Genomic DNA, 15932 nt, shown 5'->3' with positions numbered 1-15932 from the left:
TACTGTGGATAGTTTTCCACAAAAGGAGACGACATGAATACCCAATTAGCCGCCAACACAAAATCAGATTACGTTGTTGCAAAATTTGGTGGCACCAGTGTAGCTAACTTTGATGCTATGAGCCGCTGCGCTGAAATCATTTGTGCTGATAATCAAGTACGTATAGTTGCTGTGAGTGCCAGTGCGGGCGTGACAAACCATTTAGTTGCATTGTGTAAAGCTGATTTGAGTGCGGCTGAACGTGATGAGCACATTACTGGCGTTGTCGCCATTCAAGAAGCAATCTTGGCAGAGCTGTCACTGGATGCTGATTTAGCTCATGGCTTTAATGAAACGCTTAAGGCTTTTCAAAAGCTAGCATCAGACGGGGCTAAGTCAGTAGCAGATCAAGATGAACTACTGAGCTTTGGCGAGCGTTTATCATCGTATTTATTTACTCAAGTATTACGCGGGCAAGGTCTTGATGCGGTGCGTTTTGATGTACGTAAAGTGCTAAAAACAGATAGTCAATTTGCTAAAGCTACCCCAAATGTTGCAGCAACCGCTGCGGCTGCTAAAGAGCATTTAGTGCCATTACTTGATGACCATGTTGTGGTAACTCAAGGTTTTATTGGTAGCAATGAGCACAATCAAACAACGACCTTAGGCCGTGGTGGTTCAGATTACAGTGCTGCATTACTAGCAGAAGCAATTAACGCAAAAAGCGTGCATATTTGGACCGATGTTGTGGGTATTTTCAGTACTGATCCGCGTTTATGCGCTAAAGCAAGCCCAATTGCACGCTTAAGCTTTGATGAAGCGGCCGAAATGGCAACGTTTGGTGCAAAAGTACTGCATCCTGCAACCATTTTACCTGCAAGCCGTAGCCATATTAGTGTGTTTGTTGGTTCAAGTCGTGAACCACAGTTAGGTGGTACATGGATTGAAAAAGAAAAATCTCAGCAACCAGGTATACGTGCCGTAACACAGCGTAAAAATCAAATTCTGTTAACGGTTAAAAGCCCAGAAATGCTCCTAGCGAGTGGTTTCTTAGCACGTGTTTTCACCATTTTAAGTGAGTTTAATATTTCGGTTGATTTGGTTACTACCTCCGAGATCAGTGTTGCAATCACTTTAGATAACGCGCCGAATGCATCACGTCCTGAGCTTGATCAAGCTTGTTTAGATAAGCTTTCTGAGTTTTGTCATGTGTCGGTTGAGAATAACTTAACGCTGGTGGCTTTAATTGGTTCTGAAATTCAATTACGTCAGCAAGAAATGAATTTAATGCAGGTATTGAGTGATTTTAATATTCGTTTAATTTGCCACGGTGCAAGTAAACATAACCTGTGCTTCTTAGTTGAGCAAAGCGAGTCAGATGAAGTCGTGCAGGCTATTCATAGCCGACTATTAGAAAGCCAAGTCGCGGCGTAGGTCGTTAAAATTAATAAAAGAGCACTGCCAGTCAGTGCTTTTTTGTGCCACAACACTTATATCAAAACCTTCAATAGAGTTACTACTCGCGCTGAAATTATGTTTGCTCAATTCTTCAAATACATTAGGGGCAAGTAGTTTCGCAATAGGCTGAGCACTTGCTTTGGCAAGCGCTTCTTTTAATGTCCAAATTCTAAAAAAGCACTGTGCCTGTTCATCGGGAGCATCAAAACGGCTAATTAAGTCAACTTCATCTTGATGATAAAAATGCTTGGCGAGTTTGATAAAAGGGCGAGGCTTACTGCTTTGTTCAATATCAAAACCAAATAGCTGTTGTTCAGGGTTAAGGGCTGCGCCAATTAAACCATTTGAATGTGATAAACAGGCCCACACAGGTTCTCTAACTGGGGTATGTAATTTAAGCTTACTGTCTTTGTCATCAAACTGGCTCGATATTTCATTGAGGGCTAAATCATCATGAGGGTAAGCATGTTGATACAAATACTTTAACGTTAGGCGAGTCGCTAAGTACTCTTGCTTGGCAGCAGGGACTTTGCGTTTTTCAAGCACACTTAATTCAAACTCACTGAGTAATTTATCAACGGGTAAACTTGCAACATCAATACGTGTTGCATCCATCAGCATAATTTTTTTGGCTGTTGTCTTGCTTTGTTGCCCGATGATAAGAGTATTCGAAAAGTAGTGACTGCTCATGGTTTAACGCTTACACGAAGGCTCGTATTTAGTTTTGTTTATTTTTACAGCAGATGCACATTTATAGGCACGAACAAACGCAAATAGTTTACGCAGTTGACTGTAATTATGGTTTAATGAGGAAAAATAATAACAGATTTGTAGATGTATGGCACAAGTTCGTGACGGCTTTCAAAGTCGATTAGGTTTCGTTTTAGCAGCTTCTGGTGCGGCGGTAGGTTTAGGTAATATTTGGGGCTTTCCAACACAAGCGGCAAACCATGGCGGCGGTGCATTTTTACTCGTTTACTTCATTGTTATCTTCTTATTAGCGCTTCCGGCTCTGTATACTGAGCTGTATTTAGGTCACCAAGCGCAAGCGAACCCAGTAAAAGCATTATCTAATGCATGGCAAGACACAGCGCCTAAAGTGGGCGCTGCAGCAGGCTATATTGGCCTATTTGGTGCGGTTGTGATGTTAAGCTTTTATTCGATAGTTGCAGGGTGGATGCTCGCTTATGCGCTTGAGCCACTCGCAAGCTTCTTTGGTTTTACTGAGTTAAGTAACTTTTTACACAGTGACTCGATGGCACGTAATTTTGTGTTTACACCACTGATGCTTATTCTTACTGCGAGTATTATTTTAAAAGGCGTTAAATCAGGTATCGAGACTTGGTCACGTCGCTTAATGCCATTATTGCTAGTATTATTAGTGGCGTTAATTGCTTATATCGCGTCCCTAGATGGTGCGATGGATGGTTTTGCAGCCTATTTAGTGCCAGATTTTAGTCAAATTCTTGATGCAAACTTAATTATTGCGGCAATGGGACAAGCGTTCTTTTCATTGTCGTTAGGTGTTGGTTGTATGATGGTTTACGGCTCTTATTTAAAACCAGATGCGAACCTGCCTAAATTAACAGGCACTGTGGCACTGCTTGATACTGGTGTGGCCTTTTTAGCGGGTTTATTGATTATTCCGGCTATTTTTGTTGCTCAACATAACGGTGTAGAGGTATTTAGCGGCGGTAAACTGGTGGGTGAAGGGCAGTTAATTTTTGCGATTTTACCTGAACTGTTTAGCACTATGGGTCAAGTGGGTTTACTCGTTGGCTTATTATTCTTTGTATTAATGTCGATTGCCTCAGTGACATCAACTATTTCATCGACCGAAATTCCAGTGGCATTTTTAGTTGAGAATCACAGTGTAGAGCGTAAAAAAGCAACCTTATTTGTAACCCTAATCGTGTTTATTGCCTCATCACTTATTATCTTAAACTTTGACTGGTTATTTGGTTTAGTCATAATGGTGCTTACACAGTACCAATTACCTTTAATGGGACTGTTCTATTTCATTACTGTTGGCTGGTTATGGCAGCGTGGTAATAAATTGCATCAAGTATCGAGCGGCCCTCATTATTGGTTTGCCCAGTACATTCGCTTTGTGTGCCCGTTATTAATGACGGCGGTTTTTGTGAACGTGGCGTTGTTGAAATAGAAAGGCGAGTTACTAGTTGCGAGTTACAAGTTTCTAGTTTCAAGGTGAAAGAAAAAAGTAAAAGGCGTGGGGTTTAAACCTCACGCCTTTTTTAATTTAAGGTGCGCTTGCTTTAAATAACTTCGTTAGTTAGTGGTAAGTCTTGGCTTATTTCATTAGCACTTTGTAATGTGGTGCAGGCTATTTCGCTAAGTGCTTCTTGGGTGAAGAAGCCTTGGTGGCCTGTCACTAACACATTTGGAAAGCTAATAAGGCGTGAGAAAATATCGTCTTGCATGATTTCTTCACGGTGATCTTTAAAGAATAACTCTGACTCTTGCTCATACACATCAAGCCCTAGGTGTCCAAGCTTTTTAGACTTAAGCGCTTGAATACATGCTTGAGTATCAAGAAGTGCACCACGAGAGGTGTTAATCAGCATGACACCGTCTTTCATCTTCTTAAATGCGCTAGCATCAATTAAATGATGGGTGTGCTCGTTGAGCGGGCAGTGCAAAGAGATGACATCACTTTGGGTAAGCAATGTGTCTAAATCGCATAGTGTGTAAGGGCCTTCACCAGCCATTGGGTCGCAAACGAGTACCTTAGCACCAAAGCCATTTAAGATATTAACTAGCGCTAAACCGATTTTGCCACAGCCGATAATCCCAATAGTTTTTTTAAACAGATTAAAACCAAGTAAACCGTTTAAATCAAAGTTGCCTTCACGTACTCGGTTAAAGGCTTTATGGGTTTTTCGGTTGAGCGTTAGCATAAGGGCAATACAATGCTCTGCTACTGCTTCTGGGCTGTAAGCGGGCACGCGGCAAACCTTGATGTTATGCTCTTTGGCAGCATCAAGGTCAACATTATTAAAGCCTGCACAACGTAATAAGATTGCTTTAATGCCAACAGCCGCCATATCTGCAATGACGTGTTTGTCGACCGTATCGTTTACAAACACGCACACTGCATCAAAACCTTGGCAGAGGGGCGTGGTATTGCTGTTTAAGGATTGCTCAAAATAACTGAGCGAAACAGACTCAGCGTATTCAGTTAGATTCCTTTCAAAAAACGGTTGCTCATACTTTTGCGCACTGAATAAGGCCAGTTTCATCATTTAAATTACTCTCTATCACCATTTTGAGGGTTTCGGGTTTGGTGCGCGGGGCATATCGCGCAACGAGTTGACCCTCTGAGTTTATAAGAAATTTGGTGAAATTCCATTTAATTGCACGGTTTTGTGCAATTCCACGGGTATGACACTTTAAATAATTAAATAAAGGATGGGCGTCTGGGCCGTTGACTAACACCTTGTTAAAAATAGGAAAGCTGACATCAAAGTGTTGCTGATAAAAGGCTTTAAGCTCATTGCCATCAAGTGGCTCATTGTGGCCAAATTGATTGCAGGCAAAACCGAGTACGGTAAAACCTTGCTGTTTATATTCTTGATACAGCTTTTCAAGGCTTGCCATTTGCACTGAAAAATTACATTTGCTGGCAATATTGACGATAAGCGCTGTTTTTCCTTGTAACGATTCAAGGCTAAAGTTTTCACCAGAAGCAAGTTGGGCATTGAAACGATATATACTATCCATGTTTTACCTGTGTGTTTTTAAACGGTTTAAATGAACTTTTTTTCATTCGCTTTTTAGTTATTCGGTTGAGATAATGAAATTGTTACTAATTTATCACTCAAATAGGTCAGTTTTATGTCAATGAAAGTCGCCTTCATCGGATTAGGTGTAATGGGTTACCCAATGGCGGGTCACCTTGCCAACGCAGGTCACAGTGTGACAGTTTACAACCGCACAACGGCTAAAGCGCAAAAGTGGGTATCAGAGTATCAAGGTGAATACGCTGAAACGCCAAGTGAAGCCGCAAAAGGGGCTGATATCGTTTTCATGTGTGTAGGCAATGATGATGATTTACGTTCAGTTGTTTATGGTGAAAATGGTGTACTAGCAAGCATGCATGAGGGCAGCTATTTAGTTGACCACACTACAACATCAGCTGAAGTGGCACGTGAAGTTGGCGCTCAAGCAAAATTACAAGGCATCGCATTTTTAGATGCGCCGGTTTCTGGCGGCCAAGCTGGTGCAGAAAATGGTGTATTAACCGTGATGGTTGGTGGCGACGAAGCTGATTTTAATGTTGTTCAACCTGTTATGGCTGCTTTTAGCCGTTTTAGCCAATTATTAGGTGAAGTAGGCTCTGGTCAACTTTGTAAAATGGTAAATCAAATTTGTATTGCGGGTGTGGTACAAGGCTTGGCTGAGGGTTTACACTTTGCAAAACAAGCTGGCCTTGATGGTGAAAAAGTAATTGAAACCATCTCTAAAGGCGCTGCAGGCTCATGGCAGATGGAAAACCGCTACAAAACAATGTGGGCTGGCGAATACGAATTTGGTTTTGCTGTTGATTGGATGCGCAAAGATTTAGGCATCGCTTTGGATGAGGCAAAGGCAAACGGCGCAACTTTGCCGATGACGGCAACAGTTGATCAATATTACGCCGATGTACAAGCTTTAGGCGGCGGCCGCTACGACACCTCAAGCTTATTAGCGCGTATAGAAGCGTTACATAAAAAGTAATATTCATAAAAAACGCGACAATAATTGTCGCGTTTTTTACATGCTTTGTGCGTAATTGTACAAGGCTTTTAAAATATGCAGATTTTTCTCGTTATCATCATTTTCATGGGCTAGATTTTCGAGGGTGATCATGAAATCTTGGCCACTGATCGACGGGCTATCTTCACCATGCATTAGCTTGTTTTGGCAATACTGACGCCAAGTGGCTAATTCATCCTGGCTAAGGGTGTGTGGCCAGTTTCGAGCGCGGTATCTAAATAATAAGGTAGCAAACTTTTTATCATCGAAATCAAGCTGCATTGAGGCTAATTGCTCAGGGCTTGCATCACGTATCATAGCAAATTTTGCTTTATCAGCATGGCTGGTAAAACCATCATAAAGTTGATAATCAGGGTTAGTGGTTTCGCCGTAATCACGTTGCTCGTTAAACACTTCGGTTACTTTGTCGCGAAGCTCAGTGTTGGCTTTTAAAATAGCGAGATTTTGTAGGCACTTTTCGCGGTCAATACCTAAACGGGCTGCGTTCTCTGGTAACAAGGTTTTTGCTGGTGCAAGAATAGGGCACTTGTTTAAATGCACGAGTTTTAAGCCTACCGGTGCTTCGTCTTCGCCAAGGTCGCTGTGTTTTGTGTAAAGACGCGTGCGTAGCTCTTCAACTGATAAATCTAATAGAACTTGCGGATCTTCAGTTAAATTAAAGCAAATAATGGCGTTTTTATTGACTGGGTGAAAGCTCATTGGTGCAATCCAGCTGGTGCAGCCTTGGCTTGCCGGAATTCGTGATGAAGTGTGCACCAGTGGTGTCATGTTAAATACATCAACTAAATCAGCCAGTGCTTTTTTAGAGCGTAAGCTAAAGAAGAACTGATACAACTTAGGTTGTTTTTCTTTTATTAATTTTGCCAACGCTATGGTTGCCGTTACATCACTTAATGCATCGTGAGCGGCAGCGTGCTCAATGCCATTGGCAACGGTTAAATGCTCGAGCTTAAAGCTCGGTGTACCGTCTTCTTTGAGCGGCCACTCAATGCCTTCAGGGCGTAGTGCATAACAGGCACGCACTAAATCAATAATATCCCAGCGGCTATTATTGTTTTTATATTCACGCTCGTATGGGTCATAAAAGTTACGGTATAAGCTGTAACGTGTGACTTCATCATCAAAACGGATGCTGTTATAGCCCGCAACACAGGTATTAGGTTGGCTAAATTCAGCATGGATCTTTGCCATAAACTCAGCTTCGACTAAGCCTTTTTGCATCGCAACTTGCGGGGTAATACCCGTTATTAAACACGTCTCAGGGTGTGGCAAGTAGTCGGCAGCTGGCTTGCAATACTCAATTAACGGCTCACCAATAATATTTAAATCGAGATCGGTACGAATACCTGCAAATTGACTTGGGCGGTCCTTTTGCGGGCTTGCGCCAAATGTTTCGTAGTCGTGCCAGTATATCGTTGGGGGTGTGTCGTAGTATTCTCTGTTTGCCATGCAATATCCTAAGCCTTTAAATTCAATGCGTTTGGGCTTGTTTTTAGTTCTTCTAGTTACTTCGTGTTTCTTGCATGATCCCAATGTGTGTATAGTATCGTGTATAAATTTTTTTGTAAGTGTGTATAAAAAATTAAATGCCGTTAAGCGATACCAAACTCCGAAATTTGTTAGGCAAGAACCAAGAGCCCAGCACATTATCGCACAGAGATAGCCTTAGTGTAAGGATATCAGCAAAAGGAACTATTACTTGGCAATATCGTTGCCGAGTTGATGGCAAACAAGTGATCATCACACTTGGGCGTTACCCTGGCCTTTCTATTAAAGAAGCGCAATCGTACATACCACAGTTTCAAAACTGGCTTAGTCAAAAGAAAGACCCTCGCCTTGAATTAAAGCTAATGCGTAACAATGCAAAGGGTTTACCTACAATGGCAGAAGTTGCTCATGAATGGGTGGTTACTCGTGTGCCAGACCTCAAAGAGAAAACGCAAACACTTTACAAAAACCATGTAAAAAAATGGGTGGCTCCTTACTTAAACGATAGAGCTTTACCAGTCGACAATATGACTATTCATGACTGGGTAAAATACTTTGATATGGTTAAGCGTGATGGCAGTCCTAAAACTGCTGGCACAATTTTAACGCGTATAAAGTCAATATTAGGTTGGGCTGAAAAGCGAGGTCTAGTAAAACCTTTTAATCCGGTGTTAAACCTAAATGTAAGTGATGTAGGTGAGCAGGCGAGTGTAGGCCAACGAGTTTTACAGCTGGATGAAATAGCTAAACTTTGGTTGCAGATCGAATCAACCAGAGCAACGCTTGCAACTAAGTCTTGTTTACAACTTATTTTTATAACTGGCGCTCGTCAGTCTGAGGTTCGTTTAGCTAAGTGGGAGCATTTTGATTTTGAGAATGACGTTTGGACTGTGCCACCTGAAAACTCAAAAACCAATAAAGCTATAAGGCGGCCAATCTCAAGCTTGATGAAAGAGATATTAAACAAGCTTACAACTGTTTATGGAAACTTTGAATACATAATACCAGGTAGCAACCCACGAAAACCAATGACCACACATAGCATTAACCGTTATTGTTGTCGTGTTTGGGAGCAACTATTTGAAAAATACAATATGCCTAAATTCATACCACATGATGCGCGCAGATCATTATCCACGTTACTTAGTGAGCATGGTGTTGCGCCACACGTAACAGAAAAGATGCTCGGACATACAATGCGTGGTGTTATGGCTGTGTATAACAAACATGATTGGATGAAAGAGCAAAGAGAAGGTTATGAGCTTTATTGTAATTTAATATTTGGCTCAAATTAGTTATTTCTAAATTTCTGAAATTAACTTTTTCATGTTGTTACTTAGTTCAATTACAGCTGGTCTCTTCTACGGTACCAAAAGCAGTGGGAGGTATTGTCATAATCTCTTGTTAGGCTTTGCTTGCTTTGATCATCTTATATAGGGTTTCATCAAACCCATTTTTTGCTGACATTGCATCAATTAGCTCTTTAGGAGATACATCCAGATCAACTGGAAAGCGTGGATGAGTTAGCCTATCTCTTACTTTGATTGAGCTTTTTAATTTAGACCACCAATTAGATCCTACATCTAAAATGTTTTCTATTTTATTTGCTTCAGCAAATACAGAAAATGCAAACCTTATATTTCTAGTTAATGAAATTTTGGCATCGTGTTCGCAAACATCTCCCTTATCATTTAGGCTAAAACTTCTCTCAAAGATAAACTGTTGCTGTTGGTGTGACAGTTCAACCCCTTTTTCATCCGCATTGAATGAAGCTTCTATCTTAAGCACAAACATTGCGCCTTCAATATATGCAAATGTAGAACGAATTAATTGTCTAGCATCAAAATCGGTATCAGCGCGAGTAATACCATCATCTCCTTTATCACCTTCATCGAGACGTTTAATAATTTGTTCAGAACATTGCTGATAATCACTATCGAGCGCTAAAAGTAGGTCGCGTGTTGTTCTTTCATCCATGGTTGTTTGGTTTCCTATCAGCCTGATAATTTATTAGTGAGAGCCTGTTAAGTACGCTACTTTTTAAGGTAGAAGATGACTTTGGTATAGACAAACTAATAAAGTGTAAAAATTACTAAAAACCTACACTAACCTAAATAGACCTGCATCACAACTTGCAACAGCTCTGGGTGTACCAAAGTTGAGAAGGGTTTATAAAAATACTTGTAATGATAGTCGAGAGCCCATTACCTATAAACTTAGTTGTATAAGGCTACTCACATTAGTGACTAAAAAGTTATTTTTGATGATAAGTAAATTGGAGGGTTGGTGTTATGTTGTATTATGTCAGAGCTCTTTACATTCACGAGAAAGTTACCGTCCGTTCTTCGCTCAAGTTGAACTACTCATCATAATTTAACATACGCATATTGCTAAAATAGACACATATGAAATTGTGGGAATAGTGGTTGTATCTATTTATATTTGTTAGTTTTCACTAAGTAAACTTAGCACCCAAATTCCAAAACACTAGTAGTTCTGTGCATTCTGATTGATTGTGTAACTACACCTTCAACATTGTATTGGTCAAACCCTGTTAATTTATATGGCTTATTAGCAGGGTTTGCCGATAACAGAAGGTTATTAGTTAAGTCGGCTATCTTACAAACAAATTGACCGTTTAAGCATGCAACGATTACATCGTTCTGCTGCACATCTTTGGACCTATCAATAATTAACAAATCACCATCATAGATACCCACACCTTCCATACTACGGCCGCTTGCGCGGCCGATAAAAGTTGAGTCCTTCAAAAAGCTCATATCTAACGTTTTAAAAAGCTCTTTAAATTTAGGCCCAACATTCACATTTTCGATAATCATAATAAGTACAGGATACAAAGTATTCTTAAGATTATAGTTGGTTACTGTGTTTTTATACAGATGTTGGCCATTTGCGTTTCTAAAATGTATTTAGTGTGCTTTCGGTACTCATATTGGGTGATTGAATCCATCTATCTCAAGGAGAGATATGGCAGGTTGAGAAAGTGTTAATACGAGTTGGTCAAATATAGCATCTTCAGTTACTAGCTTTAACTTACCCCCCATAATACAAGTGATTCCAACAGAAGTTGAATTTCTAGAAAGGTCTTTATTTGTATCGAGGAGCTTCATTGTAGGTGAAAATAAAACTCTAAAATCTGCTTCTTTTGTATAGTCATAAAAGATGTCATGAATTTTTATGTAGCCTTCGGTTTGTAACCACCCCAAAATATCGTTTGCGTGAAGCCATACATGTTCCAAAAGATAGTCCAGAGATAAGTTCTCCAGCTCTTCAACTATATAGTCATAGTTGAGAGTAGTCTTGCTTGGGAAGTCGTTTATAGACTTGTGTGATACAAGTGAGCTCAAAACTACAAATGCAAACTTTTTATTATTCATAAAAACCTCTTTTAATTTATTATCAAAAAAACTATAGCGCTGTTCCATAATCCATTCTAATTTTATAAGTCACTGTAAATAAGGGGTTTTAAAGGGTGGTTTATTTTTGCATTATTTTTAGAACACTAATTAACAGGGTTTTGTTGATTTTTAAACTTATAGCTGTTACCATCTCTCATGCTGGGTAATTTTTACCTGTGCTGTGCAATTGGTTGGGAGAGAATTTATGTTAAGTCCTTTTGGAAAATCAGTACGGAAACTGAGGATTGACCTAGAGGTATCATTAAAAAGTTTGGCTGAATCGCTAGGTAAAACCTCATCTTATATTTCAGCAATAGAGACAGGCAAAAGACCTGTAACTGGTGAAATATTAGAGCAGATAATTAGCTGTTTAAAACCGAACAAAGAAATGGAAAAAGAACTGCGTGAAAATGCAGAACTTTCACAAACCTCTGTAGAAGTTAATCTGCAAGGAAAAAATAAAACTGCAAGAGAAGCTGCGTTGTTATTTGCTAGAAACTTTGATGGGCTAAATGAAGATGATTATGAAGAATTAAAGAAGTTATTAGATAAGTAAGGAAAAGATTTTGAGCGGTAATTCTATCAAAGTACCACCAGAAAGTAGAAAATCAATCAGAGAAGCAGCAGCCTTTTCAAGGCTTGCACTTGAGAAGGTACATGGGTGTGATGCTCTATACCTACCTATAGTGGAAATGTTGGAGTTTGCACTTCCTAAACTTGATTCTGAATATAGTTTTGAAGTCTGGTCTGTTGGTCGAATGGGTGAAAATCATGGTTTAACATATCCCACTGAGAAAACAATAATTCTACGTGAGGATGTGTATGAAAATGCATTGCTTGGACACGGAAGAGATAGAATGACCGCAGCACATGAGCTTGGGCATTATGTCCTACATTCAGATGTAGACATATCCTTTGCAAGATCTAATGAAGATTTGAAGTGCTATGAAGATAGTGAATGGCAAGCCAATTGTTTTGGTGGTGAAATATTGATGCCATATACAAAAAAAGATTTGCTGACAGGGAAAACACCTCAAGAAGTTGCAGACCTATGTGGTGTTTCCTTAGAAGCAGCTGCCTACCAAAGTAAATTTTTTAGGCAGTAAAAAGCCCTAAACGAGCGCCAACTCACTTAGGGCTATAAACTAAAAGCTTGATGAGCTGAGCAGCATCAAGACCTTGCGTTTTAGTATTAAGACAATGGTTAATTTAGCACCATAATACCAAAAACTCAAGGAAACAATCTCTGCCGGTAAGGAGGTGTTTTATGAGTGAAACTAAAAAAATTAGGTAACAAGCCTGCTCCAAAAGGCTTCAAGTGGATTTTTTGTCGCTATCGCAAAGTTCGTGGCAAATCAAAAAAACAGCTTGATGCTCATGAGTATGGTTACCAAGCTTGGGCGTTTTTAGTTCGAGCATAGTAACTAATAGGTCTGCAAATACAAGCCCACAAAAGTGGGCTTTTTAATCTAATTTAAATTAAGAGGTATTATTTTATGGACATCGCTAAATGCACAATCGACGGTAAAACTTACCTAGCAGTTAATTTCGCAAAATTACCAACTGATGAATTAACAGAAAAAAGAAGAAATTTGGTTTGTACTAGTTGCGGATCTGATGCCTATTTCAGAAAAGAGTCTAAGAGTGGGCAAGCCGCATGTTTCGGCGCGACTCCTCATAATGAAGAGTGTGAATTAGCAGCTCCAGACTCTAACCGAGAAGAGGGAGAGCTGGATATTGAAGATATTCAGAATAACCCTGGGCAAGTGATAGAAATTGATTTGAACTTTGGTGCCACACCAAAAACAAATATAGACATAAATCCAGATGATAATGTCTCAGGTACACAAGGGAAAGGCCGTCATGTAGGTCAAGGGACCCGCCCAAACGCTCATTCTCATCGTCGTTTAAGTTCATTATTAAGAAATCTTATTCGGTCTAAAGATTTTAGAAACTCAAAACAAATAATTTGCATTGAAGAAGTTACCTATTCTGTTAAAGACTTTTTTGTCAAGTTTTCAGGCGTTGTTAAAAAGTATGTGAATGAATTTCAGGGGTATTGGGGAGTTTTAGCGGATGCACAGTTAGACAATGATGGTAATCTTTGGTTGAACTCAGGTGGGCGTAGTTCAGTGAGTGTGCTAATTGAAAGTGAGCTTGTTCAATCATTTTATCAACGCTTTAAGTTAGAGGATGAGGAATCATTATCCGGAGCTAGTATTTTAGTTCTGGGGACAATGTACATCTCTGGACGAGGTAAAAAATTTATAAAACCAAATGGTTTAGATTACTTGACTGTTAAAAAAGTATAATAGTTGCCCGCTAATAGTGGGCTTTAACTTTTTAAAATGGTGAGCTCAATAAAAGTTTCACTAAATTGATAATAAAGGAGCAACTTTTGGGAAAAAGTAATATTGAAACTATGGAAAAAAATGATAACACTGAAGTTGATACTTTAAATTGGCGCTCTAAATTATTAAAAATATTAGAAGTCAGAAGAAAAAGTATTTCTGTGTTTTTGATGTCGATCTGTATTGTATATTTTATTTTAGCTTTAGTTAATTACATTCACTTTGAACTTGGTTTTACACTTGGAATTAGTTACGCTTCGTTTTTTGAGTGGACTTTGAAAGCGCAAACGTTAATTCTTGGTGTTGGGTCCTTGTTGTTACTTTTATTTCTATCTATATATTTTTTAATGATAATAGAAAAGTATGAGAGAAATAAGATTAATTTCAATGCCCATACCATATCAGGGATTTTAGGTGTTTTTATTTTTTTCATTACAGTTGGTTTGTTATTAACCTCTCACTTTTTTGGTTTTAATATTTATATTTACTGTTTCTGGCTTTTGTTTTTATCAGCACTCTTTTGTTTGTACTGTTCATGTGCATGGTTTTATATAAAAATAAGTCCTAAGTTTAAAGAGCCTATGATAGGAAATTTTATTTCTAGCATACTTATTTTGGGAGTTTTATCTTACTTTATTAATGGTTTTTCAAGTATGATCGTTAATGATATTTTTACTGTTAATTCAAAGTATTTTCCTTTTACACAAACGTTGGTTTCGATAATGATTGCGTCGCCAATTTTAGCTTTGACATCTTTAATTATTATTATCTTAGTGATAGTTATAATGTTTAGAAGTGACTGGAGTAAAAGTGATTACTTTTTTAATATAAATGTTCTTATATCCGCATACTTAACTTTATCAGCGAGCTTACTTTTGATGACCTTTAGTGATAACCTCATTAATTGGGTTTCAACCAACTTCGATTTTGACTCTAGATCACCATGTGAGTTTACTGAGGAATATAACGGTTATATAGTATTAGACCCTGGACACACTAAAGTTTTGGTATATGACCAAAAAGGTATTAGACAATATAAAATTAAGACTTGTACTTATTAAGTTTGTATTTCTCGTTGATTAAACTTTCATTGTTTAACCTATCTTTTGAAGATATTTTCTAATTTAGCTATGTATTTCAATGGGGTAAAGGGCTGCGAAATTATTATTTTTATTGTTATTCAGAATGTAAAATAAATTAACAAAGTAGTCTAAATAAAAAGCCCGTTTTTTACGGGCTTTTTATTTTCGACCCTAAACCACCTACTTCAGTAGCTGGTTACTATCATTTAGGCTTTGCCTGAAAAAATACTCATGTTAATTCCTTACTTGATTTTAAGCGAAGTCATATAAGAAAAAACAAGTTATGGGGAAACCATTTTTGGTAGAGTGACTACTTCCTGGATACTGTAGGGATAAATGAAGATAATATAAGACGGTATGTTAGGCACTAAGAAATGGAAGAAGTGCAAGAGCAGACGCATTTAACACTACAAGTAAACAACGCCGCCTTCTAAGGGGCTAATGCAAAGCCACCTTCTTTAGAAGGTGGATCTTTTACTTTTTATAATGACTTACCTGTAAAAATTACTTTTCCTACCAACGTGCAGTTGCCATTGATGGGGATGAGTTGCTCTGGCCAGTTGGGGTTTGCTGCTTTTAGGAACTTTTGATTACCTTCTATGATCAGCTGTTTGAAAGTGGCTTGGTTGTCGTCATCTAAACGGGCTACGACATACGAACCGTGGATGCACTCGGCTTCAGGATCAACAAAGATTAGGTCGCCATCATTAAATTTAGGCTCCATGCTTACACCTTGAACTCGCAGAACAAATGACTGTTCACTGCAATTAACAGGGCAAAGGAATCTTTCAGCATCCACAGAGCTAAAATCTGAAATATCAGAAATATAGATAAGTTGTTTTGAACTTATAGTCGTGCGCCAATAAATTGTTGGTTGCTGTTGTTCTGGATATGCCATGCATTAAACCTTGCTAAGCGTCGGGCCGCTTTGACTTATTTTTGAATTGACAGAATTATGGCATAGAGCCTAGCTAGTTTATAGAGTTAAAGGTGTTGATGCTGTTTAGCGTATGTTTTACATACATGGCTAGTTTAAAAAATGGCCTAAAAGCCTAGTTTTATGCTTATATAGAGTCTAGTCGTTAGTTTTTACCTAATTTGTATTTTAGTGGCTCGGTATTTGCTAACGAAAACTATCTTTAACAATGAAGGAACAAAAAAATGACTTTATCAGCTTTATTACTATCTACTTTAGCATTCGACGCAGCACCAGCTCCTAGCTTTGATACTACAAAACTTCAAGGTACTGGTGGGATTGTTATTATTCGCGAAAAGAAAAAAGAAGAACAACAACTTAATGGTACAGGTGGAATTGTAATTGTAAGAGAGAAAAAGAAAGAAAATTAAAAATCAAAGGCCAATTTGGCTGGTTTTTTTCT

Annotated in this window: 18 protein-coding genes and 1 pseudogene; 11 read left to right on the top strand and 8 right to left on the bottom strand. The window is 38.6% G+C overall.

Annotation, left to right across the window (positions count from 1 at the left end):
- Nucleotides 1–33 precede the first annotated feature (33 nt).
- On the top strand, nucleotides 34–1413 hold the full coding sequence (gene lysC / locus NFU46_RS02940; protein WP_055020817.1) for a lysine-sensitive aspartokinase 3: 1380 nt from the start codon (nucleotides 34–36) through the stop codon (nucleotides 1411–1413).
- On the opposite strand, the gene NFU46_RS02935 is transcribed toward lysC, so the two are convergent.
- Entirely contained in the window at nucleotides 1390–2127 is a 738-nt protein-coding gene (locus NFU46_RS02935) for a 4'-phosphopantetheinyl transferase superfamily protein (protein ID WP_251599573.1), read from the bottom strand. The genes lysC and NFU46_RS02935 overlap by 24 nt on opposite strands.
- Before the next feature lie 148 nt (nucleotides 2128–2275).
- Between NFU46_RS02935 and NFU46_RS02930 the strand changes: the two genes are divergently transcribed.
- Entirely contained in the window at nucleotides 2276–3601 is a 1326-nt protein-coding gene (locus tag NFU46_RS02930; RefSeq protein WP_175081010.1) for a sodium-dependent transporter, read from the top strand.
- 112 nt (nucleotides 3602–3713) lie between these two features.
- Here NFU46_RS02930 and NFU46_RS02925 read toward each other — a convergent pair whose 3' ends face one another.
- Complete coding sequence (locus NFU46_RS02925) at nucleotides 3714–4697, bottom strand: 2-hydroxyacid dehydrogenase (protein WP_251599885.1); 984 nt, start codon at nucleotides 4695–4697, stop codon at nucleotides 3714–3716.
- Nucleotides 4663–5178, bottom strand: coding sequence for a glutathione peroxidase (locus tag NFU46_RS02920; RefSeq protein ID WP_054551485.1), 516 nt, complete (start codon nucleotides 5176–5178; stop codon nucleotides 4663–4665). Before NFU46_RS02920 ends, NFU46_RS02925 begins: the two co-directional genes overlap by 35 nt.
- A gap of 114 nt (nucleotides 5179–5292) precedes the next feature.
- Here NFU46_RS02920 and NFU46_RS02915 point away from each other — a divergent pair, with 114 nt between their 5' ends.
- Nucleotides 5293–6174, top strand: coding sequence for an NAD(P)-dependent oxidoreductase (locus NFU46_RS02915; protein WP_105174004.1), 882 nt, complete (start codon nucleotides 5293–5295; stop codon nucleotides 6172–6174).
- A gap of 36 nt (nucleotides 6175–6210) precedes the next feature.
- Here the strand turns inward: NFU46_RS02915 and sbcB are convergent, their stop codons facing one another.
- Nucleotides 6211–7662 (bottom strand): exodeoxyribonuclease I, encoded by a 1452-nt coding sequence (gene sbcB, locus NFU46_RS02910; RefSeq protein WP_251599569.1) that lies wholly within the window; start codon nucleotides 7660–7662, stop codon nucleotides 6211–6213.
- A gap of 137 nt (nucleotides 7663–7799) precedes the next feature.
- Between sbcB and NFU46_RS02905 the strand changes: the two genes are divergently transcribed.
- Nucleotides 7800–8996, top strand: coding sequence for a site-specific integrase (locus NFU46_RS02905; RefSeq protein WP_251599566.1), 1197 nt, complete (start codon nucleotides 7800–7802; stop codon nucleotides 8994–8996).
- Between the two features lie 109 nt (nucleotides 8997–9105).
- Here NFU46_RS02905 and NFU46_RS02900 read toward each other — a convergent pair whose 3' ends face one another.
- The 3 genes from NFU46_RS02900 to NFU46_RS02890 all read right to left on the bottom strand — a co-directional run bounded on the left by NFU46_RS02900 (nucleotide 9106) and on the right by NFU46_RS02890 (nucleotide 11147).
- Nucleotides 9106–9678, bottom strand: coding sequence for a hypothetical protein (locus tag NFU46_RS02900; RefSeq protein WP_251599546.1), 573 nt, complete (start codon nucleotides 9676–9678; stop codon nucleotides 9106–9108).
- A 488-nt stretch (nucleotides 9679–10166) separates the two neighbouring features.
- Nucleotides 10167–10541 carry a LexA family transcriptional regulator gene (locus NFU46_RS02895; RefSeq protein ID WP_251599544.1) on the bottom strand — a complete coding sequence of 125 codons (375 nt, stop codon included), beginning with the start codon at nucleotides 10539–10541 and terminating at the stop codon, nucleotides 10167–10169.
- A gap of 108 nt (nucleotides 10542–10649) precedes the next feature.
- Nucleotides 10650–11147, bottom strand: a complete 498-nt coding sequence (locus NFU46_RS02890; protein WP_251599541.1) for a hypothetical protein — start codon at nucleotides 11145–11147, stop codon at nucleotides 10650–10652.
- A gap of 178 nt (nucleotides 11148–11325) precedes the next feature.
- On the opposite strand from NFU46_RS02890, the gene NFU46_RS02885 reads away from it, so the two are divergent.
- The 6 genes and pseudogenes from NFU46_RS02885 to NFU46_RS02860 form a co-directional block, all read left to right on the top strand.
- Nucleotides 11326–11676 carry a helix-turn-helix domain-containing protein gene (locus NFU46_RS02885; RefSeq protein ID WP_251599537.1) on the top strand — a complete coding sequence of 117 codons (351 nt, stop codon included), beginning with the start codon at nucleotides 11326–11328 and terminating at the stop codon, nucleotides 11674–11676.
- A gap of 10 nt (nucleotides 11677–11686) precedes the next feature.
- Nucleotides 11687–12226 (top strand): ImmA/IrrE family metallo-endopeptidase, encoded by a 540-nt coding sequence (locus NFU46_RS02880; RefSeq protein WP_251599521.1) that lies wholly within the window; start codon nucleotides 11687–11689, stop codon nucleotides 12224–12226.
- Between the two features lie 165 nt (nucleotides 12227–12391).
- Nucleotides 12392–12541, top strand: coding sequence for a hypothetical protein (locus tag NFU46_RS02875; protein WP_251599518.1), 150 nt, complete (start codon nucleotides 12392–12394; stop codon nucleotides 12539–12541).
- 75 nt (nucleotides 12542–12616) lie between these two features.
- Complete coding sequence (locus tag NFU46_RS02870; protein ID WP_251599515.1) at nucleotides 12617–13432, top strand: hypothetical protein; 816 nt, start codon at nucleotides 12617–12619, stop codon at nucleotides 13430–13432.
- Between the two features lie 86 nt (nucleotides 13433–13518).
- Nucleotides 13519–14532: a hypothetical protein gene (locus NFU46_RS02865; RefSeq protein WP_251599511.1), complete on the top strand. Its 1014-nt coding sequence runs from the start codon at nucleotides 13519–13521 to the stop codon at nucleotides 14530–14532.
- A gap of 275 nt (nucleotides 14533–14807) precedes the next feature.
- Nucleotides 14808–14924 (top strand): annotated as a pseudogene (locus NFU46_RS02860) (transposase); the annotation flags it as partial.
- A gap of 110 nt (nucleotides 14925–15034) precedes the next feature.
- Here the strand turns inward: NFU46_RS02860 and NFU46_RS02855 are convergent.
- The gene (locus tag NFU46_RS02855) at nucleotides 15035–15451 is read right to left on the bottom strand and encodes a S24 family peptidase (protein WP_251599509.1); all 417 of its coding nucleotides are present in this window, start codon (nucleotides 15449–15451) and stop codon (nucleotides 15035–15037) included.
- A gap of 263 nt (nucleotides 15452–15714) precedes the next feature.
- Here NFU46_RS02855 and NFU46_RS02850 point away from each other — a divergent pair, with 263 nt between their 5' ends.
- Nucleotides 15715–15900: a hypothetical protein gene (locus tag NFU46_RS02850; RefSeq protein ID WP_199529728.1), complete on the top strand. Its 186-nt coding sequence runs from the start codon at nucleotides 15715–15717 to the stop codon at nucleotides 15898–15900.
- Nucleotides 15901–15932 lie beyond the last annotated feature (32 nt).

It is taken from the genome of Pseudoalteromonas sp. NCCP-2140, assembly GCF_023708065.1.
Classification (GTDB): domain Bacteria; phylum Pseudomonadota; class Gammaproteobacteria; order Enterobacterales; family Alteromonadaceae; genus Pseudoalteromonas.
Note: the sequence above shows the minus strand (reverse complement) of the source record. Positions and strands in the feature narration are given on the sequence as shown.